General features: G+C 63.0%; 21 protein-coding genes. 14 read left to right on the plus strand and 7 right to left on the minus strand.

All coding sequences use genetic code 11. From position 1 onward, the window contains the following. The first annotated feature begins 11 nt into the window (after positions 1 to 11). Positions 12 to 2,399, plus strand: coding sequence for a YccS family putative transporter (yccS, locus tag AC1MLT_RS01260; protein ID WP_481033487.1), 2,388 nt, complete (start codon positions 12 to 14; stop codon positions 2,397 to 2,399). A gap of 28 nt (positions 2,400 to 2,427) precedes the next feature. Here the strand turns inward: yccS and AC1MLT_RS01265 are convergent, their stop codons facing one another. Both AC1MLT_RS01265 and purM read right to left on the minus strand, forming a co-directional pair. Next, entirely contained in the window at positions 2,428 to 3,510 is a 1,083-nt protein-coding gene (locus tag AC1MLT_RS01265) for an AI-2E family transporter (protein WP_481035075.1), read from the minus strand. Between the two features lie 73 nt (positions 3,511 to 3,583). Then, positions 3,584 to 4,624: a phosphoribosylformylglycinamidine cyclo-ligase gene (gene purM / locus AC1MLT_RS01270; protein WP_481033488.1), complete on the minus strand. Its 1,041-nt coding sequence runs from the start codon at positions 4,622 to 4,624 to the stop codon at positions 3,584 to 3,586. Positions 4,625 to 4,852: 228 nt separating this feature from the next. Here purM and hda point away from each other — a divergent pair, with 228 nt between their 5' ends. From hda to AC1MLT_RS01295, 5 genes are all read left to right on the plus strand, one after another. Next, on the plus strand, positions 4,853 to 5,539 hold the full coding sequence (hda, locus tag AC1MLT_RS01275) for a DnaA regulatory inactivator Hda (RefSeq protein ID WP_481033489.1): 687 nt from the start codon (positions 4,853 to 4,855) through the stop codon (positions 5,537 to 5,539). Positions 5,540 to 5,603: 64 nt separating this feature from the next. Then, positions 5,604 to 7,280, plus strand: coding sequence for a polynucleotide adenylyltransferase PcnB (gene pcnB, locus AC1MLT_RS01280; RefSeq protein WP_481033490.1), 1,677 nt, complete (start codon positions 5,604 to 5,606; stop codon positions 7,278 to 7,280). Further along, complete coding sequence (gene folK / locus AC1MLT_RS01285; RefSeq protein WP_481033491.1) at positions 7,277 to 7,732, plus strand: 2-amino-4-hydroxy-6-hydroxymethyldihydropteridine diphosphokinase; 456 nt, start codon at positions 7,277 to 7,279, stop codon at positions 7,730 to 7,732. The genes pcnB and folK overlap by 4 nt, the downstream gene beginning before the upstream one ends. Positions 7,733 to 7,857: 125 nt before the next feature. After that, positions 7,858 to 8,502 carry a DUF47 domain-containing protein gene (locus AC1MLT_RS01290; protein WP_481033492.1) on the plus strand — a complete coding sequence of 215 codons (645 nt, stop codon included), beginning with the start codon at positions 7,858 to 7,860 and terminating at the stop codon, positions 8,500 to 8,502. A gap of 13 nt (positions 8,503 to 8,515) precedes the next feature. After that, positions 8,516 to 9,520 (plus strand): inorganic phosphate transporter, encoded by a 1,005-nt coding sequence (locus AC1MLT_RS01295; protein ID WP_481033493.1) that lies wholly within the window; start codon positions 8,516 to 8,518, stop codon positions 9,518 to 9,520. A gap of 32 nt (positions 9,521 to 9,552) precedes the next feature. On the opposite strand, the gene AC1MLT_RS01300 is transcribed toward AC1MLT_RS01295, so the two are convergent. Then, complete coding sequence (locus AC1MLT_RS01300; RefSeq protein ID WP_481033494.1) at positions 9,553 to 10,005, minus strand: NINE protein; 453 nt, start codon at positions 10,003 to 10,005, stop codon at positions 9,553 to 9,555. Between the two features lie 8 nt (positions 10,006 to 10,013). Next, entirely contained in the window at positions 10,014 to 10,544 is a 531-nt protein-coding gene (locus tag AC1MLT_RS01305) for an N-acetyltransferase family protein (protein ID WP_481033495.1), read from the minus strand. 157 nt (positions 10,545 to 10,701) lie between these two features. Here AC1MLT_RS01305 and rpsP point away from each other — a divergent pair, with 157 nt between their 5' ends. The 6 genes from rpsP to AC1MLT_RS01335 all read left to right on the plus strand — a co-directional run bounded on the left by rpsP (position 10,702) and on the right by AC1MLT_RS01335 (position 14,862). Continuing rightward, positions 10,702 to 10,965 (plus strand): 30S ribosomal protein S16, encoded by a 264-nt coding sequence (gene rpsP, locus AC1MLT_RS01310; RefSeq protein WP_296307973.1) that lies wholly within the window; start codon positions 10,702 to 10,704, stop codon positions 10,963 to 10,965. A gap of 16 nt (positions 10,966 to 10,981) precedes the next feature. Further along, positions 10,982 to 11,578 carry a ribosome maturation factor RimM gene (gene rimM / locus AC1MLT_RS01315; protein WP_481033496.1) on the plus strand — a complete coding sequence of 199 codons (597 nt, stop codon included), beginning with the start codon at positions 10,982 to 10,984 and terminating at the stop codon, positions 11,576 to 11,578. 88 nt (positions 11,579 to 11,666) lie between these two features. Further along, positions 11,667 to 12,413 carry a tRNA (guanosine(37)-N1)-methyltransferase TrmD gene (gene trmD, locus AC1MLT_RS01320; RefSeq protein WP_481033497.1) on the plus strand — a complete coding sequence of 249 codons (747 nt, stop codon included), beginning with the start codon at positions 11,667 to 11,669 and terminating at the stop codon, positions 12,411 to 12,413. Between the two features lie 134 nt (positions 12,414 to 12,547). After that, positions 12,548 to 12,943 (plus strand): 50S ribosomal protein L19, encoded by a 396-nt coding sequence (gene rplS / locus AC1MLT_RS01325; RefSeq protein WP_429592714.1) that lies wholly within the window; start codon positions 12,548 to 12,550, stop codon positions 12,941 to 12,943. 128 nt (positions 12,944 to 13,071) lie between these two features. After that, a complete protein-coding gene (locus AC1MLT_RS01330; protein ID WP_481033498.1) occupies positions 13,072 to 13,794 on the plus strand; it encodes a CoA pyrophosphatase in 723 nt (240 codons plus the stop codon). Positions 13,795 to 13,860: 66 nt separating this feature from the next. Next, positions 13,861 to 14,862: a CobD/CbiB family protein gene (locus AC1MLT_RS01335; protein ID WP_481033499.1), complete on the plus strand. Its 1,002-nt coding sequence runs from the start codon at positions 13,861 to 13,863 to the stop codon at positions 14,860 to 14,862. 45 nt (positions 14,863 to 14,907) lie between these two features. On the opposite strand, the gene rsgA is transcribed toward AC1MLT_RS01335, so the two are convergent. From rsgA to AC1MLT_RS01350, 3 genes are all read right to left on the minus strand, one after another. After that, positions 14,908 to 15,774, minus strand: a complete 867-nt coding sequence (gene rsgA / locus AC1MLT_RS01340) for a ribosome small subunit-dependent GTPase A (protein WP_481035076.1) — start codon at positions 15,772 to 15,774, stop codon at positions 14,908 to 14,910. Positions 15,775 to 15,879: 105 nt separating this feature from the next. Then, positions 15,880 to 16,227: a 4a-hydroxytetrahydrobiopterin dehydratase gene (locus tag AC1MLT_RS01345; RefSeq protein ID WP_349508193.1), complete on the minus strand. Its 348-nt coding sequence runs from the start codon at positions 16,225 to 16,227 to the stop codon at positions 15,880 to 15,882. Positions 16,228 to 16,243: 16 nt separating this feature from the next. After that, positions 16,244 to 17,518 (minus strand): M48 family metallopeptidase, encoded by a 1,275-nt coding sequence (locus AC1MLT_RS01350; protein WP_349508192.1) that lies wholly within the window; start codon positions 17,516 to 17,518, stop codon positions 16,244 to 16,246. A gap of 67 nt (positions 17,519 to 17,585) precedes the next feature. Between AC1MLT_RS01350 and orn the strand changes: the two genes are divergently transcribed. Next, a complete protein-coding gene (gene orn, locus AC1MLT_RS01355) occupies positions 17,586 to 18,182 on the plus strand; it encodes an oligoribonuclease (protein WP_481033500.1) in 597 nt (198 codons plus the stop codon). A 228-nt stretch (positions 18,183 to 18,410) separates the two neighbouring features. Continuing rightward, positions 18,411 to 20,306 (plus strand): DEAD/DEAH box helicase, encoded by a 1,896-nt coding sequence (locus AC1MLT_RS01360; protein ID WP_481033501.1) that lies wholly within the window; start codon positions 18,411 to 18,413, stop codon positions 20,304 to 20,306. Positions 20,307 to 20,798: the final 492 nt, after the last annotated feature.

The raw sequence follows: 20,798 nt of genomic DNA on the forward strand, positions 1-20,798 counted from the left end.
GGCATGCCACCATGGCCGTTTTCACCATCGACATGCCGCTCCTTCCCTTTCGCCAGCAACTGCGGGAACGTCTGCGTGACGTTCCCGCGGGCGGCCAGCCGCTGCGCGTGCTGCTCACACTCGGCAGCCTGATGGTCATGTGCCTGCTCGGCCAGCGTTCGGCGGCGGTGATCCCGTTGTTCCTCGGCGCCATCGCCAGCGCTCTCGCGGAGACCGACGACAGCTGGCGCAAGCGCCTGCGCGCCCAGGTGCTGACGCTGGCGTGCTTCGCGGCGGCGGCGCTGGCGGTGCAGGTGCTGTTCGACCATCCGATCCTGTTCATCGCCGGCCTGGCGCTGGTGGCCTTCTGCCTCACGATGCTCGGGGCGGTCGACGCGCGCTATCGGGCCATCGGCTATGCGACCCTGATCCTGTGGATCTACGCGACGCTCAACCTCGACCACGCCGCGAGCGCCCCGGCCGCCGCCGGCGCGCTCGCCCGGCGCGAGGGCCCGGTGCTGCTGCTGGCCGGGGCCGCGTGGTACGGCGTCTTCTCGGTCGGCTGGGCGGCACTGTTCCCGGCCCAGCCGGTGCAGGCGCTGCTGGTGCGGCTCTACACCGTGCTGGGCGACTACGTGCGTTTCAAGGCCTCGCTGTTCGAGCCCCTGCGCGGCATCGACATCGAGCAGAAGCGGCTGTCGCTGGCGCAGCTCAACACCGATGTCGTGAGCGAGCTCAACGCGGCCAAGGAAGGCATCTTCCGGCGCATCGGCAAGCGGGCGCCGACCGGGCGCATCGCGCGCTACCGCGGCCTCTACATGATCGCGCAGGACGTGCACGAGCGCGCCAGTTCCTCGCACGACGACTACAACGCGCTGGCCGACACCTTCTTCCACAGCGACCTGCTCTACCGCTGCCGGCGCGTGCTGGCGCTCCAGGGGCTGGAATGCCAACGCCTGGCGACGTCGATCGCGCGACGCGAGCCGTTCGTGAAGAGCGACGTGACCGTGCAGGCGCTGGCCGACCTGCGCGGCGCGATCGAGCACGAGCGCGCGCGGACCCGCGAGGCCGGGCCGCTGGCACTGCTGGCCTCGGTGGAGGCGCTGGCACGCAACCTGGCCCAGCTCGACGGCCAGCTGGCCGGCGCCAGCCAGCCCTCGGCCCAGGCCGGCCGCGTCGACATGGGGCTGGCCGACATCTCGCCGCATGGCTGGCGCGACGTCGTCGATCGGGTGCGGCGCCAGCTCACGCCGGACTCGGCGCTGTTCCGTCACGCGCTGCGGCTGGCCGTGGCGTTGACGGCGGGCTATGTCGTGATGCGCGTGATCCATCCGGCGCAGGGCTACTGGATCCTGCTGACCACGCTGTTCGTCTGTCAGCAGACCTATGGCGGCACCATCGCGCGCATGGGACAGCGCATCGCCGGGACGGCCCTGGGCGTCGTCGCCGGCTGGGCCCTGCTGCAGCTGTTCCCGCTGCCCTGGCTGCAGTCGCTGCTGGCGGTCGCCGCCGGCGTGGTGTTCTTCGCCACCCGCACGCGTCGCTATCTCCTGGCCACCGCCGCCATGACGCTGCTGGTCCTGATGTGCTTCAACCAGATCGGCGACAGCGGCGTGCTGCTGGTGCCCCGACTGGTCGACACCGCCATCGGCAGCGTCATCGCCGGTCTGGCGACGCTGCTGGTGCTGCCGCACTGGCAGGCGCGCCGCATCGACGCGCTCGCCGCCAGCGCCCTGCGCAGCCAGGCCGGCTACCTGCGACAGATCGCCCGCCAGTACCGCTCGGGCGCGCGCGACGATCTGGCCTATCGCGTGGCCCGGCGCGATGCCCACAATGCCGATGCCGCCCTGTCCAGCGCGGTCTCCGACATGTTCCGCGAACCGGGTTTCGTGCGGCCGCGCGCGGGCGTGGCCCTGCGCTTCCTGATCCGCGCCCACACGCTGCTGAGCTATCTCTCGGCCCTGGGCGCGCATCGGGCGGTGGTCGGCCCGGCCGGATCGGCGGCTGTCCGGGCCCTGCTGGAGGCGGCGGAAGGCGCGGCGGTGGCGCTCGACGCCCTGGCGGTCGTGCTGGTGGAACGCGGCGCCTTCCACGAGCCCCGGCCCGGCGCCGCGGCCACGACGGCGGCCACGGCCACTGCAACGGCCGGCGCCGCAGCCGGCGTCGCGGCGGAGGCCGCGTCGGCAGCCGCGACGAGCGCGGGTGCGGAGATCGCGCTGCGCGAGGCCCTGGCGACATCGGTCGAGGCGGGCGACGAGAGCAACCCGGCGGCGCGCCTCCTGCGCACCCAGCTCACGCTCGTCTGGCTGCAGATCGATGCCCTGCGCGCGCATGCCGACGAATGGCTGCGGCAGGGCGTGATCGCCGGCGAACACCCGGCCGGCACGGACGCGGCTGGCAAGGACCACGCACCGGGCTGAGCCTCTCGCGCGCCGGATCGGCGACGGCTCAGACCAGGCCGGCGGCCTGCAGTTCCTTCTTGAAGTACGCGTAGAAGAGCGGTGCCGCCACCAGTCCCGCCGGGCCGAACACGGCCTCGGCCATGAACATCACGGCCAGCAGCTCCCACACCGCCATCTGCGTGCGACTGCCGACCACCTTGGCGTTGATGAAGTATTCGGCCTTGTGGATGAGCACCAGGAAACCCAGGCATGCCAGCGCGGTCGCCGGCGAGACCGACAGCCCGACCAGCGTGATCACCACGTTGCACAGCAGGTTGCCCACGATCGGCACGAGTCCGGCGACGAAGGTGAGGGTGATGAGTGCCGGCGTATAGGGCAGCTCCTCGTTCCAGAGCGGCAGCAGGAAGAGCAGGAAGACGGCCGTGAGGAAGGTGTTGAAGGCCGCGATCCAGAACTGTGCCGCGACGATCTGGCCGAAGGCCTCGCCGAAGCGGGTGATGCGCCGGAACATCTGCAGCGCCAGCGGCCGGCGCACCGCCGGCCCGTGCGCGACGGCGGCGAGCGTTCCGACGATCAGGCCGACATAGGCGAACAGCAGTCCGCCCAGCCAGGCCCGCCCGGCCATCGCCATGGCGCCGGCCTGCGCGCGCAGGTAGCCGGCGACGACGCGCTGCACCTCGGCCGCGCCTTCGGGCAGGTAGATGGCCATGTCGGGCGGCACTTTCGAGCGCAGTTCCAGCACCGTGCGGGCGATGAAGTCGAGCAGTTCCCGGTACTGCTCGGTGGCGTTCAGCACGAACTCGCGGGCCTCGGCATAGGCGAAGACCAGCAGCGCCAGCGGTGCCAGCATCACCAGCATGGCGGCGGCGATGCGCGCCGTCGATGACGACGTGGCGGGCGCGGGCAGCGGCGCGGCCGGGACGTCGCCGCGCGCCGGGTGGAAGCGGCGCTTCAGGCCCAGGTCCAGCATCCGCGCGAGCCAGCGGGTGGCGAGGAAGCCCACGCAGACGCACAGCAGGCCGGGCAGCAGGCCATGCCACATGATCAGCAGCAGGGTCGACGCGATGAGCACGAAACTCGCCGCGACGATGGCGCGTGAGGCCGTGGCTGGAGGGGCGTCGGCGGGCAGGGTCACGCTCGGGAGGATGTGGGCATCGGGAGGAGGGCGTGTCGGCCGCCCGTTGGATGGGGCGGCGTGGCGATCAGGCGACGACCACGGCGGCGCCGTCGCCGCGCGGGGCGATGCGCCCGATCTCGTGGACCGTCTCGCCCGCCGCGCGCAACGTCGCGGCGCAGGCCGCGGCTTCGGCGGCGTCGATCAAGACGACCATGCCGATGCCGTTGTTGAAAGTCCGGTTCATCTCCAGGTCGTCGATGCCCGCGACCTTCTGCAGCCAGGCGAACAGCTCGGTCCGGGGCCAGCTGCCCTTGACGAGATGCGCGGCGGTGCCTTCGGGCAGCACGCGCGGGATGTTCTCCAGCAGGCCACCGCCGGTGATGTGGGCCAGCGCCTTGATCGGGTGCCGGGACAGGGCCTCGAGCACCGGCTTCACGTAGAGTCGCGTGGGTTCCATCACGGCGCTGCGGAAGGCGGCGCCATCGAGCGTCTCGGGCAGGTCGTCGCCCGCGCGCTCGATCACCTTGCGCACCAGGCTGAAGCCGTTGCTGTGCACGCCCGAGGAAGCCAGGCCCAGCACCACGTCGCCGCTGGCCACGTCCTGGCCGGTGAGGATCTTCGACTTCTCGACCGCGCCGACGGCGAAGCCCGCGAGGTCGTATTCGCCGGGCGGGTACATGCCGGGCATCTCGGCGGTCTCGCCGCCGATCAGCGCGCAGCCGGAGAGTTCGCAGCCGCGCGCGATGCCGCCCACCACCGCGGCGGCCGTGTCGACGTCGAGCTTGCCGCAGGCGAAGTAGTCGAGGAAGAACAGGGGCTCGGCGCCCTGCACCAGAACGTCGTTCACGCTCATGGCGACCAGATCGATCCCCACGGTGTCGTGCATGTTCCATTCGAACGCCAGACGCAGCTTGGTGCCGACGCCGTCGGTGCCGCTCACCAGCACCGGTTCCTTGTAGCGCTTGGGCACCTCGAACAGCGCGCCGAAGCCGCCGATGCCGGCCAGCACGCCTTCGCGCATCGTCTTCTTCGCCAGTGGCTTGATGCGGTCGACCAGCGCGTCGCCGGCATCGATGTCGACGCCAGCGTCCTTGTAGCTGAGCGGGGTGGGCGAGTTGGAAGTCATGGCGGTCGGACGGTTTGGAAGCCGGAAGAAGGATGGACGACGAGGCGGTGGCCGGGAAGCCCGGACGGGCCGACGACGGGTGCCACTTGCAACGAATGCGGCGGCGCCCATGGCCGCGGTGGCCGGGCCGATAGAATTCGCCACGATTTTAAGGGCCGACCGGCCCGGCCCCATGAACCCTTCTTTCGCGTCCTCCGTGCCACGGCAGCCGCCCGCTTCGCTCCCGGCATGAAGCAGCTCGCGCTCGACATCGGACTGGCGAGCGGGCCCACGCTGTCCGGCTTCTACGCGGGCCCCAACGAGCCGGTGCTGCGCCATCTCGAGCCCTGGGTCGACGATGCGCCGCCGCTGGCCGGCCAGTCGCCGGTGCCGGTCTACCTGTGGGGCGAGAGCGGCAGCGGCAAGACGCACCTGCTCGAGGCCGTGCGCAGCGCCCTGCGCGAGCGCGGTGCGCTGGTCGGCGTGCTGCATGCCGGCACGACGCAGCCCCTGGAGTTCGACGAACGCTGGGGCGCGGTGCTGATGGACGACGTGCATCTCTACAACCCGGTGCAGCAGCATGTCGCCTTCACATGGTTCGTCACCGCGCATGCGCTGCAGCGCGGCGTGCTCGCCACCGGTGCGTTGCCGCCGGCCGACCTCGCCCTGCGCGAGGACCTGCGCACGCGGCTCGGCTGGGGCCACGTCTTCCATCTGCAGCTGCTCGACGAGGCCGAGCGCCGCGCCGTGCTGCGCCAGGCCGCCGACGCCCGCGGCGTGCTGCTGGCCGACGAAGTGCTCGACTACATGCTGCACCGCTTCAGCCGCGACCTCGGCAGCCTCATGGAGCTGCTCGACCAGCTCGACGGCTATGCCCTGCAGACGCAACGCGCGGTGACGATCCCGCTGATCCGCTCGATGCTCGAGAACCAGTAGGTCACACCGCCCCTCCGAACGAACCTCCCGGAGCGCCTGGCGCCCGGCTTCCCCAGTCCTTCCAATGATCAAGACCTTCATCGACAAACTGCTCGGCAAGTCCGCCGGGTCGGCCCGCGGCGCCAAGTCGCGCTTCGGCAAGCGCGAGGAGGTGGCGGCCAGCGTCCACGGCATCGACCCGTCGCTGGTCGACGAGCGCGCGAAGAACGTCGTCACCACCCTCCAGGACGCCGGCTATGAAGCCTATGTCGTGGGCGGTGCGGTGCGCGACCTGCTGCTGGGCCTGCGGCCCAAGGACTTCGACGTCGCCACCAACGCCACGCCCGAGCAGGTCAAGAGCCTGTTCCGGCGCGCCTTCATCATCGGGCGGCGCTTTCGCATCGTGCACGTGGTGTATGGCCGTGGTCGCGAACACGAGGTCATCGAGGTCTCGACCTTCCGCGCCTACATGGACAACGCCGCGGCCGAGCAGGTCAAGGGCAACGAGCGCACCAGCAAGGGCGAGCTCGCCGGCATGACGCATGCCGTCGATGCCAGCGGACGCGTGCTGCGCGACAACGTCTGGGGACCGCAGGAGGAGGACGCGGCACGGCGCGACTTCAGCGTCAACGCCATGTACTACGACCCGGCCAGCCAGGTGGTGGTGGACTATCACGGCGGCATCCGGGATGCCCGCAAGCTGGTGCTGCGCATGATCGGCGACCCCGTCACGCGCTATCGCGAGGATCCGGTGCGCATCATCCGAGCGATCCGCTTCTCGGCCAAGCTCGCCGCCCTGGGCTTCGAGATCGAGCCCAAGACGGCCGCGCCCCTGATCGAGTCGGCCCGGCTGCTCGCCGACGTGCCGCAGAGCCGCCTGTTCGACGAGATGCTCAAGCTGCTGCAGACCGGTCATGCCATCGCCACCATCGCGCAATTGCGCAAGCTGGGGCTGGCGCGAGGCATCTATCCGCTGCTCGACGTGATCGTCGAGCGTGCCGACCAGCCCTTCGTCAAGGCCGCGCTGCAGGACACCGACCGCCGCGTGGCCGAGGGCAAGCCGGTCGCCCCGAGCTTCCTGCTGGCCTGCGTGCTGTGGGCCGACGTGCGCGACGGCTGGGCCCAGCGACTGGAGGGTCGCCATGGCCAGCGCGGCATGCCGGCCTTCCCGGCGCTGCAGGAGGCGATCGACGAGGTGTTCGACACCCGCATCGGCGATGTCTCGGGCCGCGGCAAGCTCGGCGGCGACATGCGCGAGATCTGGATGATGCAGCCGCGCTTCGACAAGCGCGTTGGCTCGACGCCCTACAGCCTGGTCGAGCAGGCGCGCTTCCGCGCCGCCTTCGACTTCATGCGGCTGCGCGCCGATGTCGGCGAGGTCGGCGAGGCGATCGCCGAGTGGTGGCAGGAATTCAGCACCGCCGACGACCTGCGTCGCCAGGACCTGCTCGACCAGGTGCGCGAGGAGCAGAAGCCGGCGGCCCGCACGCGGGTGCGGGTGCGCCAGTCGGCAGGCGCGGGCGCGGGCGACGCGCAGCGGTCGTCGCCGGCCCCGCAGCCGCGCGGCGACGCTGGCGAGTACGAGGCGCGCAACGAAGCCGACGAGGCCGGCGACGAGGGTGGCCCGGCCGTGCCGCCCGACGGCGAGGCGGCTCCCCGCAAGCGCCGGCGGCGGCGCAAGCCGCGTGGCGGCGGCGGCGAGGGTGGCTCCGAGGGTTCGTCGGGCGCATCGGAGGCGGGCGGCGGCGGTCACGACGCATGACCCGGGCCTTCATCGCGCTCGGCGCCAATCTGGGCGATGCGCGTGCCGTGGTGCTGCAGGCGATGGAGGGTCTCGACGGCCTGGCGGGCAGCCGTGTCACGGCGCGCTCCTCGCTCTATCGGAGCGCGCCGGTCGATGCCACGGGACCGGATTTCATCAATGCCGTGGTCGCCCTCGACACGATGCTCGCCCCCGAGGCATTGCTGGCCGAGCTGCAGCGCCTGGAACGGGCCGCGGGCCGCGAGCGGCCGTACCGCAACGCCCCGCGCACGCTCGATCTCGACCTGCTGAGCCATGGCGAGGCGGCGCTGCGTACCGACCATCTGACCCTGCCGCATCCACGCATGCACGAGCGGGCCTTCGTCCTGCAACCGCTCGCAGAGATCGCGCCCGCGCTGGTCACGGCGGCGCAGCTCGATGCCGTGGCCGGTCAGACCATCGAAAGGCTCTGAGAACCACCGTGTCGTGCCGGGGCGCGGAGCCGCGCCGGCGCGGCGGCAAAGTCGGGCCCTTACACTCGCGGCTGTCACGAAATCGTCATTGCGACGACACACGCATCGTTTAAGGAGCCAACGTCATGTTCGGCAAGCTGCTGCCCCGAGAGGGCAATTTTTTTGAGATGTTCAACCAGCACGCGGAGCGCATCGTCGAGGCCGCGCGTGCCTTCGAGAACCTGGTCGCCAACTATGGCGACGTGCATCTGCGGGAACAGTACAACCGCGACGTCGACAACGCCGAGCGCGCCGCCGACCGCGTGACGCACGATGTCAACCGGCTCATCCACAAGACCTTCATCACGCCGATCGATCGCGAGCAGATCCACAAGCTCATCAACACGATGGACGACGTGGCCGACCTGATCCAGGACTCGGCCGAGACCATGGCGCTCTACGACGTGCGCCACATGACCGAGGAGATCGTCCGCCTGACCGCGCTGAGCGTGAAGTGCTGCGATCGCCTGAAGGACGCGGTGAAGTTCCTCGGCAAGATCGCCGATCCGGCGGTGGCCGAAGCCACGCTCAAGACCTGCGAGGAGATCGACCGCCTCGAATCCGATGCCGACCGCGTCATGCGCAGCGCGATGAGCAAGCTCTTCCGCGAGGAGTCCGACGTGCGAGAGGTGATCAAGCTCAAGGCCATCTACGAGCTGCTCGAGACGATCACCGACAAGTGCGAGGACGTGGCCAACGTGATCGAGGGCATCGTCCTCGAGAACTCCTGAAGCGCGGCGTTTCATGGCATCGGTTCAGGTAGGGCTGTGGGTCGTCGTGCTGCTGGTGGTCCTGGCCATCGCGTTCGACTTCATGAACGGCTTCCACGACGCGGCCAACTCGATCGCGACGGTGGTGTCCACCGGCGTGCTCAAGCCCGGTCAGGCGGTGGTCTTCGCCGCGTTCTTCAATCTGGTGGCGATCTTCGTGTTCCACCTCAGCGTGGCGGCGACCGTGGGCAAGGGCATCGTGCAACCCGGCATCGTCGACGTGCACGTGGTGTTCGGCGCGCTCATCGGCGCCATCACGTGGAATCTGGTGACCTGGTACTACGGCATCCCCAGCAGCTCGTCGCATGCCCTCATCGGTGGCATCGTCGGCGCGGTGATGGCCAAGTCCGGGTCCAGCGCCCTGGTGGCCGGCGGGATCTGGAAGACCGTGGCGTTCATCTTCGTCTCGCCGCTGCTCGGCTTCCTGCTCGGCTCGGCCATGATGGTGCTGGTGGCTTGGGTCTGCCGGCGCGCGACGCCATCGCGCGTGGACCGCTGGTTCCGCCGCCTGCAGCTCGTCTCCGCCGGGGCCTACAGCCTGGGCCATGGCGGCAACGACGCCCAGAAGACCATCGGCATCATCTGGATGCTGCTGATCGCCACCGGCCACTCCGGCACCGACGTGCCGCCGACGTGGACCATCGTGAGCTGCTACACCGCGATCGCGCTGGGCACCATGTTCGGCGGCTGGCGGATCGTGAAGACGATGGGCCAGAAGATCACCAAACTCAAGCCGGTCGGCGGCTTCTGCGCCGAGACCGGGGGTGCCCTGACACTCTTCCTGGCGACGGCGCTGGGCATCCCGGTCTCGACCACCCACACCATCACGGGCGCGATCGTCGGCGTGGGATCGGTGCAGCGCGCGAGCGCGGTCCGTTGGGGCGTCGCGGGCAACATCGTGTGGGCCTGGATCTTCACGATCCCGGCTTCGGCCTTCGTGGCCGGTGTCGCCTACTGGGTGAGCATGCAGATCTTCTGAGCGCCGACTGCCGCCGGCGGTCTGCCGCCCGGCTATTGGGAGATCTTCCGACCTTCCTCGACCTGGTGCTCGAAATAACGCTGGAAGCTGAAGACGATGCTGGACATGAGCACCGTGGTGCCGATCAGGAGCGCGACGACGACCGCGCCGATGGTCAACCAGCCGGTTTGTCCCGCCGGCGCGTCGGCGGCCAGGCCGGCATTGAAGCGGGCGTTCCATTTCTCAGGGGCCATCAGGCCGTACACGATGGCCGTCAACGCGCATCCGGCGATGACGAAGCCGACCAGCGGGATCAGCACCCAGCTCAAGCCGTCGTCCAGGCCATAGGCACGCGCGCGCTCGATGCCATAGACACCCAGGGCGGTCGGGATGGGCAACATCCAGCCGAGCAGATCGCCCGTGCCATGCAGGTAGAAACGGTGCAGACCGAGCGGTCCCCCGAGAAACGCCAGCCAGGCGGCGATCGTCTTGTTGCGGGGCTTCATGCCGGCATTCACGACGGCTTGGTCACGCTGCCATCGCCAAGCACCCGGTCCATCAGGACGACGTCGAGCCAGCGCTCGAACTTCCAGCCGACGTCCTTGAGCACGCCGACTTCCGTGAAGCCCTGAGCGCGATGCACGCCGATCGAGCCGGCATTGGCCGAGTCGCCGATCACCGCGATCAGCTTGCGCACACCCGCGCTCTCGGCGGCCTCGATCAACGCGCGCAGCAACCTGGATCCCACGCCCTGGCCGCGGGCATCGTCCGCCAGATAGATCGAATCCTCGGCGGAATAACGATAGGCCGGCCGTGGCTTGAACCAGTTGCAATAGGCGAAGCCCAGGATCGCGCCGTCGCTGCGACGCTCGGCGACGAGATAGGGCAGGGCCTTGGCCAGCACGTCGGCCCGACGCGCGGCCATGTCGGCGGCACTGGGAGGCTCGGTCTCGAAGGTGCCGGTGCCATGCAGCACGTGATGGGCGTAGATGGTGGCGATGGCGGCGATGTCCGCGTCGAGGCTGGGTCGGATGAGGATCGTCATGGAGGCAGGAGACGGGGGAGTGGGGGACGAAGCCTTGCGAGCTATAATCGAAGGCTTTTCAGCGTGTCGCTGGCCGGGTGGCCATGTCGCGTGTCTCAACGTTGGAAGAACATTGTGGGCGAACCTTGCGGGTTTGCCACCACCCCAAGGATAAATCATGGTCGTCATTCGACTCTCCCGCGGCGGTTCCAAAGGCCGTCCGTTCTTCAACATCGTCGTGTCCGACAAGCGCGTGCGCCGTGACGGCCGCTTCATCGAGCGTCTGGGTTTCTACAACCCCATCGCCAAATCGAACGAGGAAAGCATCCGCATCGCCCAGGACCGTCTGACGTACTGGGAAAGCGTGGGTGCCCAGGCTTCCCCGACGGTCACCCGTCTGATCAAGCAAGCCGCTGCTGCTGCTCCCAAGGCCGCCGCCTGATCGTCGCAGTACGACGATGCTGCCCACCCTCGAGATCGCTGAATTGCCGGCGGACGCCGTGGAGGTGGGTCGCATCGTCGATGCCTGGGGCATCAAGGGCTGGTTCAAGGTCCTGCCCCACAGTGCCCAGCCAGAGGCGCTTTTTTCCTCCAAGCGCTGGTTCATCCAGCCATCCGGGCCGGTCCACGCTCAGCCGAAGTCGCAGGCTTTCAGGTTGGCGATCCGTGAGGCCAAGGAACACTCCGACTGCATCGTCGCGACATCCGACGATGTCGTCGATCGCACCGCCGCCGAAGCCTTGCGCGGTGCACGCGTATTCGTTCCGCGCTCGAGTTTCCCCACCGTTGGTGATGACGAGTACTACTGGGTCGATCTGATCGGTCTCAGCGTCATCAACCGCGAGGGCGTGATGCTTGGAACCGTGCGCGAATTGCTTGCGACCGGTCCTCAGACAACCCTCGTGCTCACCGCCGAAGCTTCCCCAGGAAGTCCGGGCGTTGCAGCCGAATCTGAGAAGACGATCGAGCGCATGGTGCCGTTCGTTTCCGCGTTCATCGACAAGGTCGACCTCCCCGGTCGCGTCATCACTGTGGACTGGCAGCCTGATTACTGAACGCTGCTGCCTGGCTGGATCTCCGACAGCGCCGGGGTGGAAAGTGGATCTGGTGTGATTCGTTTTTTTTGAGCACGGAGTCTTCCCGATGCGCTTTGACGTCATCACGCTTTTCCCCGAACTGTTCGATACCTTTTTGAGCAGTGGCGTGACACGTCGTGCCTACGAATCTGGTCAGGTCCAAGTCTTCTTCTGGAATCCGCGCGACTTTGCTGCAGGCAACTACCGCCGTGTGGACGATCGTCCGTTTGGTGGTGGTCCAGGCATGGTGATGATGGCCGAGCCGTTGTCCAACTGTCTGGATGCAGCGTTGGCGGCTCGCGGCTCGGCAGCGCCGGTCGTGCTTTTCTCGCCTGCGGGCGAAGTGCTGCGCCACACGACAGTCGTCCGTTGGTCAGCCAGCGAAGGCGCCGTGCTGGTCTGTGGACGTTACGAAGGCATCGACCAGCGTTTCATCGACACATGCGTCACGCATCAGATCAGTCTTGGCGATTTCGTGTTGTCCGGTGGTGAAGTCGCGGCGATGGCATTGCTCGACGCCGTCGCACGATTGCAGCCAGGTGTTCTGGGCGACGAGGCGAGCCACGTGCAGGACAGCTTCAACCCCGTACTCGACGGATTGCTCGATTGCCCGCATTACACCCGTCCCGAGCTATGGAGAGACCAGGCAGTGCCCGGACCGTTGCTTTCCGGACATCATGCGCAGATCGAACGTTGGCGGCGCGACCAACGACTGACGATTTCAGCGGAAAGACGTCCCGACCTGATCGCGACCGCACGCGTCGATGGTCTTCTCGACAGCGACGACGAAAAAGCGTTGTCAAAAAAGCTATAATCGAAGGCTGCACCCGATCCTCTGTCCGGCCGCGGCCCTCTGGAAAAGGCTTGGTTTTTCGATCTTCATGATCGGTCTACCGCCTGACCTGCCGCCTTTTGTGTAGCGCGTACAAGATCGAATCCAGGAACCTCATGAATCTGATCGAAACACTCGAGCAAGAAGAAATTGCTCGTCTCAACAAGACCATTCCCGCTTTCATGCCTGGCGACACCGTCATCGTCAGCGTCAATGTCGTCGAAGGCAGCCGCAAGCGTGTCCAGGCGTACGAAGGCGTGGTGATCGCCAAACGCAATCGCGGTCTCAACAGCGGTTTCACCGTGCGCAAGATCTCGAGTGGCGAAGGCGTCGAGCGTACTTTCCAGACCTACAGTCCGCTGATCGCAGGCATCGAAATCAAGCGCCGCGGCGATGTTCGGCGCGCCAAGCTGTACTACCTGCGCGAGCGTAGCGGCCGGTCTGCACGTATCAAGGAAAAGCTGCCCAGCCGTGCAGCGAAGGCAGCCTCTGCTGCTGCAGCAGCGCAATAACAAGAGCAGCAGCTCTTCGTTGCCCTCAAAAAAAGCCGCCCTTCGAGGCGGCTTTTGTTATTGATGCGGCTGTTGTCCAGAAATTTTTTCTTCGAATCGGTTATCCATTCAATCATGTCGTTCTGATCATGTCTGTCATGCCGAGGCCTTCTTCTTCCATCGAGCCCATCAACGCCGTATCGTCGACCACCTTTGATCCTCGCTCTGTTCCGGTCACTGGAGTGGATGTCGGCTTGCCTGATGTACCGTCGTCGCATATGACGGTGGAAGCGCTGCGTGCCAGATTCGCTCATCCGCCGACATGGACCCCCGAAGTCCGTCGAGAACCAGTCGTCGGCGACCGAGCACTGTCTCAGGCGGCCGTACTGGTGCCTATCGTGCTGCGTCCGGAACCTACGGTACTGCTTACTGAAAGAGCAACCCGCATGTCGACGCATTCCGGTCAGGTGGCTTTTCCCGGCGGTCGTGTTGATCCGGGTGATGCGAACGTGGCAGCTGCTGCTTTGCGCGAGGCCTGGGAAGAAGTGGGACTGGCAGCAAGATTCGTCGAAGTGTTGGGCGTCCTGCCCACCTACACCACGATCACTTCGTTCGTCGTGACGCCCGTCATTGCTGTCGTGCAACCCGGATTCGAGTTGAAACTCAATCCCCACGAAGTCGCTGATGCTTTTGAGGTACCGCTCTCTCATCTGATGAGTCCGTCCAATCATCGTCGGCATCGGATGGAGGCCGCAGGTAGTGAAGCAAGGCAATGGTTCTCCATGCCTTACCAGGATGGTCATCAAGAACGTTTTGTTTGGGGTGCCACGGCTGGAATGATTCGAAACCTCTATCGTTTTCTTTCTGCCTGATGGCTTGGTGTCTGGTACCCCGAGCGAGGACGATCGAGCGTTGGAAGTGATCGCTATCATTCGACCATGAGTTTCTTCGCCATCCTGTGCGCCTTGCTCATCGAGCAGGCCCGCCCGCTTCCATCACCCAATGCCGTCTATAACAGTGTGTTGGTTTGGACGCGTTGGGCCAGTCGCAATTTCGACGCTGGCAAACCGCATCATGGATGGATCGTCTGGGCCATCGCAGTATTGGCACCAACGATCCTGGTGCTCGGCGTGCATTGGCTGCTGGCCATCACGCTTGGACTGCCTTTTGCTGTATTGTGGAGTATCGCTGTTCTCTACGTGACGCTCGGCTTTCGGCAGTTCAGCCATCATTTCACGGGTATTCGGGATGCGTTGGAAGATGGAGACGAACCACTGGCGCGGTCACTACTCGCACATTGGCGACAGATCAGCGTCGCCAATTTGCCCCGAAGTGAAATCGTCCGCCATGTCATTGAACATTCCGTTGTCGCTGCGCATCGACATGTCTTTGGTGTGCTCGCATGGTTTTCGATCCTTGCCGCTTTGGGCCTTGGCCCCACTGGGGCCGTGTTCTATCGGATGAGCGAATTCGTTTCCCGATATTGGACGCACAAGGAGGGCGCTGCTCTTCAACCATCGAGCGGCGGCGTGCTGAATTTCGCCGAGAAGGCGTGGATCGCGACCGACTGGCTACCTGCACGCATCACTGCACTTGGCTTCGCAGTCGTGGGCAGCTTCGAGGACGCGATCGATTGCTGGCGCAATGATGCTCGACGCTTTCCCAATTCCAACGATGGCGTCATCTTGGCTGCGACATCAGGCGCGGTGAATGTCCGTTTGGGAGGTGGTGTGCTGATGCCGGGCCCCATCGCCGCTCCGTTGCCACACGCTCAGGCAGGCGAGGCGACATCGAACTTGGCGATTGCTCGGGGTGGCAGTACACCAGGTCGGGAACCCGATCTCACGCATTTGCGCAGCGTCGTGGGCTTGGTATGGCGATCTGTTGTCATGTGGATGGTCCTGTTGGCGTTGTTGACGCTTGCGAGACTGCTAGGCTGACCCAGTGCCGGAGCGCACCGCCACTGCGGGCATCCATCGGCGTTTTCAATAAGTTCGCGTTTGACTCAATTCTGCAAAGAGTTCTCCATAGATACGATACCGAGTGGCGCTGATCGGATGTTCAGGATGAGCAGCAGTCTGGACATTGGCGATGACGCCACAACCTGGTTCGTGCAAATGCGTGCAGTTATAGAACCTGCAATGCCCGGCGTGCTCCGCGATGTCGGGCATCAATCCGGCTAATTGCATCGGTTCGATGTGGTGCAGCCCGAATTCCTGAAAGCCCGGCGAGTCGATGACACTGGTCTTGCGTGCTTCGTCGACCCAATACCATGTCGTGCTGGTCGTCGTATGTTTTCCGGAATTGAGCGCCTGGGATATTTCATTCGTCAATGCACTCGCACCCGGCACAAGCAAGTTGATCAGAGTGCTTTTTCCGGCTCCAGAGGGCCCAAGAACCAATGTCGTCTTGCCCGCAAGAATTCTCATCAGTCTTGCATGGTCTTGAGTGCTAGGCGAAGTCAGCGATAAATCTTGCACGTCGTGGTTCATGCCACGGTAGGGCCCGAGCCGGTTCCATGCGCGTTCGAATGGCGTCCGCAGATCACGCTTGTTCAAGGCGATGACAGTGTCAATTTTCTCGGCTCGAGCAGCGATCAGCGCGCGCGCAAGTTGATGTTCTGAAAATTCTGGCTCGGCTGCAATCAGGATGAGTACCTGATCAAGGTTCGCGGCGAATGATTTGGTACGGATTTCGTCCTGTCGATAGAAAAGATTGCGTCGCGTGACGACCCGCTCGATAGTGCCTTCATCTTCGCTCTTCTGCCACAGCACTCGATCCCCTACGACGGCTTGGTTCTTCTTTCCCCTGGGATGGCAGATAATCCGCTCTCCATCGAACAGCTCGACCATGCAGTGCCTGCCGTGTCCTGCAACGACAAGTCCCTCATTCAACAGCGACGCCTTAGCATCCAGAACGTTGGTACGTTTAGCCAAAGCAACGGTTCCAAGCAAGAGTCATGGGACCTTGCTCAGCAAGGCATCGACCAGAGTTGCGCATTCGAGGTCGGTCCTTGATATTCCACCGACATCGTGTGTGTTTAACTTCACTACACAGCAATCGTATTTGACGTAGAGATCAGGATGATGGTCGAGCCGATGCGCAATCATTGCCAGTGCGTTCACAAACGCGATGGTCTCGAAGTAATTGGCAAACTGGAACTTTTTCTCGATGGCGATGTTGTCGTCATCACCGGCCAACCGCCAGCCTTGCACTTGGGCTAGACCCGCGACGATCTCGGTCGCGCTCAATGCACGCCGCTTCTCGAGTTTCCAGTTTTTTGTTGAAAGCATGCTGTCTGTCATGACGTCAAAAATCCTTTCAGGCCATGGCGGCAGTGGAACCGTTCAATCGGGCGAGGCGCTCAGACGCCGGCGGATGCGAATAATAGAAAGCGGTGTAGATAGGATCGGGTGTCATGGTCGACGCATTGTCGTAGTACAGCTTCAGCAAAGCGGTCGACAGATCAGCACCGCTACTCTGTGCAACGGCATAAGCGTCGGCTTCGAACTCATCGTGACGTGACAGAATCGCCGACAACGGCGAGATGAAGAATCCGAAGACCGGGACGGCGATCATGAACAGCAACAAGGCCATCGCATCATTAGATGCTTCTAAATTAGGCCGGACACCCAGACCCGTGTACATCCAGGACTGATTTGCTAGCCACCCCAATGATGCAAATCCGGCGAGACTCGCCATAAAAAGCAGGGCTACGCGCTTGATGATATGGCGATGCTTGAAATGGCCCAGCTCATGCGCCAAGACAGCTTCCACTTCAGCTGCGGTGAGTCTCTGCAGCAAGGTGTCGTAAAAAACGACGCGTTTACCAGCACCAAAACCTGTGAAGTAAGCATTGGCATGGGCACTTCGACGGCTGCCGTCCATGACAAACAAGCCCTTGGACTTGAAGCCGCATTTTTGCATTAATGCTGTGACGCGCTCTGTCAGGGCAACATCATCCAATGACGAAAATTTATTAAACAGTGGCGCTATGAACGTTGGGTAGAACAGCAGCAACAGAATGTTCAGGCTCGTCCATGCACCCCAGGCCCACAGCCACCACAGTGGTCCTGCCGACGCCATGATCCAGAGAACGAGCGCCGCGACAGGAACGCCGACGACAGACGCAACCAGCATGCCCTTGACTGCGTCAGTCAGCCACAGAGACCACGTCATCGTATTGAATCCAAATTTTTGTTCCAACCGGAAGCTTCGCCACAAGCTGAATGGCAGTTCAGCCAAGCTAGTGATTGCAACGAACGCAGTGACTAGCGCAAGCTGATGTGCCATACCGCCGCCCAGTGAATCAAGCAATCGCCTGTTGAGCAGATCCAGGCCGCCACAGAGTGTCCAACCCACTACGACCATCCCAGACCAAGTGGCTTCTGCCAAGCCGAAACGGACCTTGGCAAACGTGTAGTCGGCCGCCTTTTGATGGGCTGCCAAGCTCAGCGTCTTGGAGAAGAGCGCAGGCACGGCCGTGCGGTTTTTTGCCACATGCCGAACCTGCCGCGACCCGAGCCAGAATCTGACAACCAGCCCGATCGCCAGGGCGGCGGCGAATGCATAGGTGAATTTGATCGAGTCTGACATAGGCTCGCAGTTTAGTCTGGGCCGACTAAGGCGCAGCTCAGGCCGTGGCATAGGTGACAATTGGCCGATGCCTGATTCACTCGACTCCACTTCCGCCACCACGGCATCCACGTTGAAAAAAAGCGATCAGAACTTGGTCTGGCTCGACTGCGAGATGACGGGTCTCGATCCTGAGAGAGACCGCCTGATCGAGATCGCGGTCGTGATCACCAGCCCGGACCTTACAACGCGGATCGATGGCCCTGTCATTGCCATCCATCAGAGTGACAGCGTGCTGGACGCGATGGACAGCTGGAACAAGGGAACCCATGGCCGTAGCGGTCTCATCGACCGGGTCAAGGCCTCGACGGTCAGCGAGGCGACCGCCGAGCGCGAATTACTGGCCTTCATCACACAGTACATTCCCAAACAGGGCTCGCCGATGTGCGGCAACACCATCGGCCAGGACCGACGGTTCCTCGTCAAGTACATGGCCGCTTTCGAGGCGTATTTTCACTACCGCAACCTCGACGTCAGCACGTTGAAGGAGCTGGCAAAGCGCTGGAAGCCAGCTGCCTACGCTGCGTTCAAGAAAAAGCAGGCCCATACGGCGCTGGCCGATGTTCATGAGTCGATCGATGAACTTCTGCATTACAAAGCAACATTTTTACGACTCGAGGATTAGGTAAAACCCCTGGTATGTGCCATAATCATGGGCTACGCTGCAGAACGGCAGCGTTTCTTGCATCTCCCTATCTTGCACACGAGCCCGACTGACGGGCCGCAGTTGAAGTAGCCTGCCTGGACCTGATCCAGGCACCTGTGGCGCTTCACTGGATGTCGTTGGATGGTTGATGTTTTCACCACCCAACGGAGCGTCGCTGACGGCGATGCTCGCGTATGAGATTGAATCATGACCGACGCTTTTCAAGCGCAGGGCGAATTCGCGCCTGTGCAAACCTCCGATACCTTCGTTCTTGCCTCGGAGGACGTTCGCGAGTCCGAGCCCACAACAGCGACTGCCTCCGCCGACGAAGGCTTCGCTGCCACTTTCGCTTCGCAACCGGAAATCGAACCGGCTCGAGTGAACGCATTTACTCGTCTGGGACTGGCTCCAGAGCTCATCGCTGCCATTGTGGATCTTGGCTACAGTGAGCCAACCGCAGTTCAGGAAAAAGTCATCCCGTTGGCACTGACTCGCTCTGCAGACAGTGAGGCTCGCCTCGTCGATTTGATGGTGTCGAGTCAGACAGGAAGTGGCAAGACCGCAGCCTTCTTGCTTCCGGTGCTTCATACATTGCTGATGCAGGAAGCCGAAGCCGAGGCTGCAGCAAAGGCGGAGTTCCAACGACTCAGCGAAGAAGCCGCACAACGCGGTGAAGCTCCGCCCAAAAAAGCCAAGCGCAAAGATCCCACAAATTCTCGCAACTTTAAGGCGGCTACCCCAGGCGCCCTGATCCTGTGTCCGACTCGAGAGCTTGCTCAGCAAGTCGCACATGATGCGATCGACCTCGTCCGCCACTGCCGCGGATTGCGTGTTGCGAGTGTAGTTGGTGGAATGCCATATCAGCTGCAAATTGCCAAATTGCAGAATGCCAATTTGGTCGTGGCAACGCCAGGGCGCCTGTTGGACCTGCAACGCTCGATGCAGATCAAGCTTGATCAAGTCCAGTTTTTGGTTGTCGACGAAGCGGATCGCATGCTCGACTTGGGGTTCTCAGACGATCTCGCCGAGGTCAATCAGCTTACGATCGAAAGACGTCAGACAATGATGTTCAGTGCAACCTTTGCACCTCGTATCCAGCAGCTTGCCGTACGAGTCATGCGTCAGCCGCAGAAGATTCAGATCGACTCTCCTCAAGAGAAACATGCCAATATCAAGCAGATTCTTTTTTGGGCCGACAACGTATCGCACAAGCGAAAGCTGCTTGATCATTGGCTCCGTGATACGACGATTAATCAAGCTATCGTATTTGCGAGTACGCAGGTCGAGTGCGATGGCCTTGCGAATGACTTGCAACAAGACGGCTTCAGCGCAGTAGCACTTCACGGTGCATTAAGTCAAGGTCTTCGAAATCGTCGTTTAATGGCTTTGCGTCAAGGGCATGTGCAGATCCTGGTGGCGACTGATGTGGCTGCTCGAGGTATCGACGTGCCGACCATTACTCACGTCTTCAATTTTGGCTTGCCCATGAAAGCTGAAGATTACACACATCGCATCGGGAGAACCGGCCGGGCAGGGCGCGATGGAATTGCTGTGACTTTCGCTGAGTTCCGTGATCGTCGTAAGATTTTTGATATTGAAGGCTACAGTCGCCAGCAATTTAAAGCGGAAGTCATTCCTGGGCTTGAACCACAGCAGCGGATTCAGCAATCCCGCCCCATGAATGATTTCGGCGGTCGCAATCGCGATGGCCCTGCAAGGGATCGCAAGCATACCGGAGCACCAGCCGGCGCTACTCATCGCGGCAATGCCATGGGCTATGGCGGATCTGGCAGCAATTATGCAGGCGCTAGCGGCTTCAATGAACGTAACGCAAGAGCAGTTCCTCATCACGCAGTCAAGGCACCACGGTTAGTTAATCATGCCGGTGGTCTTCAGCTGAACCGCGACGAGCGAGCTTATGACCGGGCTCGATCTATTTCCAAGCCTGATCATGAGCAGCGAGCCCGACCGATGCCTTACAACAGCCGGCAGCAATCGCACTCAACTCCATTCGATACACACGCCGGCCGGAGCTCATCAGGCGATGGAAAAGTTTTTGTGCCTCACGACGTGAAGAGCAAGACACACAGGAATGCAAGATAGAGTTCGATAGTTTTAGGGCTGCAGTCTTCACAGAATCCGCGTCATCACGACGCGGATTTTTTTTTGGTTGGCAATTTTCGATCAGTAGCATGTGATTGCGATCTGACGGCGCATCCCAATACTTCGGATCAACATCATTAATCAAAAATGATCAAAAGACCGATAGCGCAAAGATTACAAGTGTATAAATATAATTATCGTCAACATTGAACTCCTAAGGAACCTCGGTTTTATGAACGATGTGATATGTCACACGCAACCGCGGCTTGTCAACTTAAAAAATCTAGGAATTCTGACAATTCGCAATCTATTTGCTTCTCTGACGCCATCTGGTCTATCGAAAATCAATAATTTCGATCTATTGAAGACAAAGATCCAACGAATAACTATGAATATCTCGTACACCTTAAAGTAAACCGTCAATGCTACATGTTAGGGAAATAAAACATTGATGTGAAGATCGAGTAGCTGCGTCGTGGCTGAGTTGATTGC

This window comes from Variovorax sp. PEI5 (assembly GCF_056679935.1).

What these genes read in the sequence shown, in the direction of transcription:
- yccS (WP_481033487.1), top strand. Translation starts at nt 12, where the DNA reads ATGGCCGTTTTCACCATCGACATGCCGCTCCTTCCCTTTCGCCAGCAA.
- purM (WP_481033488.1), bottom strand. Translation starts at nt 4,624, where the DNA reads ATGACTTCCAACTCGCCCACCCCGCTCAGCTACAAGGACGCTGGCGTC.
- hda (WP_481033489.1), top strand. Translation starts at nt 4,853, where the DNA reads ATGAAGCAGCTCGCGCTCGACATCGGACTGGCGAGCGGGCCCACGCTG.
- pcnB (WP_481033490.1), top strand. Translation starts at nt 5,604, where the DNA reads ATGATCAAGACCTTCATCGACAAACTGCTCGGCAAGTCCGCCGGGTCG.
- folK (WP_481033491.1), top strand. Translation starts at nt 7,277, where the DNA reads ATGACCCGGGCCTTCATCGCGCTCGGCGCCAATCTGGGCGATGCGCGT.
- AC1MLT_RS01290 (WP_481033492.1), top strand. Translation starts at nt 7,858, where the DNA reads ATGTTCGGCAAGCTGCTGCCCCGAGAGGGCAATTTTTTTGAGATGTTC.
- AC1MLT_RS01295 (WP_481033493.1), top strand. Translation starts at nt 8,516, where the DNA reads ATGGCATCGGTTCAGGTAGGGCTGTGGGTCGTCGTGCTGCTGGTGGTC.
- AC1MLT_RS01300 (WP_481033494.1), bottom strand. Translation starts at nt 10,005, where the DNA reads ATGAAGCCCCGCAACAAGACGATCGCCGCCTGGCTGGCGTTTCTCGGG.
- AC1MLT_RS01305 (WP_481033495.1), bottom strand. Translation starts at nt 10,544, where the DNA reads ATGACGATCCTCATCCGACCCAGCCTCGACGCGGACATCGCCGCCATC.
- rpsP (WP_296307973.1), top strand. Translation starts at nt 10,702, where the DNA reads ATGGTCGTCATTCGACTCTCCCGCGGCGGTTCCAAAGGCCGTCCGTTC.
- rimM (WP_481033496.1), top strand. Translation starts at nt 10,982, where the DNA reads ATGCTGCCCACCCTCGAGATCGCTGAATTGCCGGCGGACGCCGTGGAG.
- trmD (WP_481033497.1), top strand. Translation starts at nt 11,667, where the DNA reads ATGCGCTTTGACGTCATCACGCTTTTCCCCGAACTGTTCGATACCTTT.
- rplS (WP_429592714.1), top strand. Translation starts at nt 12,548, where the DNA reads ATGAATCTGATCGAAACACTCGAGCAAGAAGAAATTGCTCGTCTCAAC.
- AC1MLT_RS01330 (WP_481033498.1), top strand. Translation starts at nt 13,072, where the DNA reads ATGTCTGTCATGCCGAGGCCTTCTTCTTCCATCGAGCCCATCAACGCC.
- AC1MLT_RS01335 (WP_481033499.1), top strand. Translation starts at nt 13,861, where the DNA reads ATGAGTTTCTTCGCCATCCTGTGCGCCTTGCTCATCGAGCAGGCCCGC.
- rsgA (WP_481035076.1), bottom strand. Translation starts at nt 15,774, where the DNA reads ATGGTCGAGCTGTTCGATGGAGAGCGGATTATCTGCCATCCCAGGGGA.
- AC1MLT_RS01345 (WP_349508193.1), bottom strand. Translation starts at nt 16,227, where the DNA reads ATGACAGACAGCATGCTTTCAACAAAAAACTGGAAACTCGAGAAGCGG.
- AC1MLT_RS01350 (WP_349508192.1), bottom strand. Translation starts at nt 17,518, where the DNA reads ATGTCAGACTCGATCAAATTCACCTATGCATTCGCCGCCGCCCTGGCG.
- orn (WP_481033500.1), top strand. Translation starts at nt 17,586, where the DNA reads ATGCCTGATTCACTCGACTCCACTTCCGCCACCACGGCATCCACGTTG.
- AC1MLT_RS01360 (WP_481033501.1), top strand. Translation starts at nt 18,411, where the DNA reads ATGACCGACGCTTTTCAAGCGCAGGGCGAATTCGCGCCTGTGCAAACC.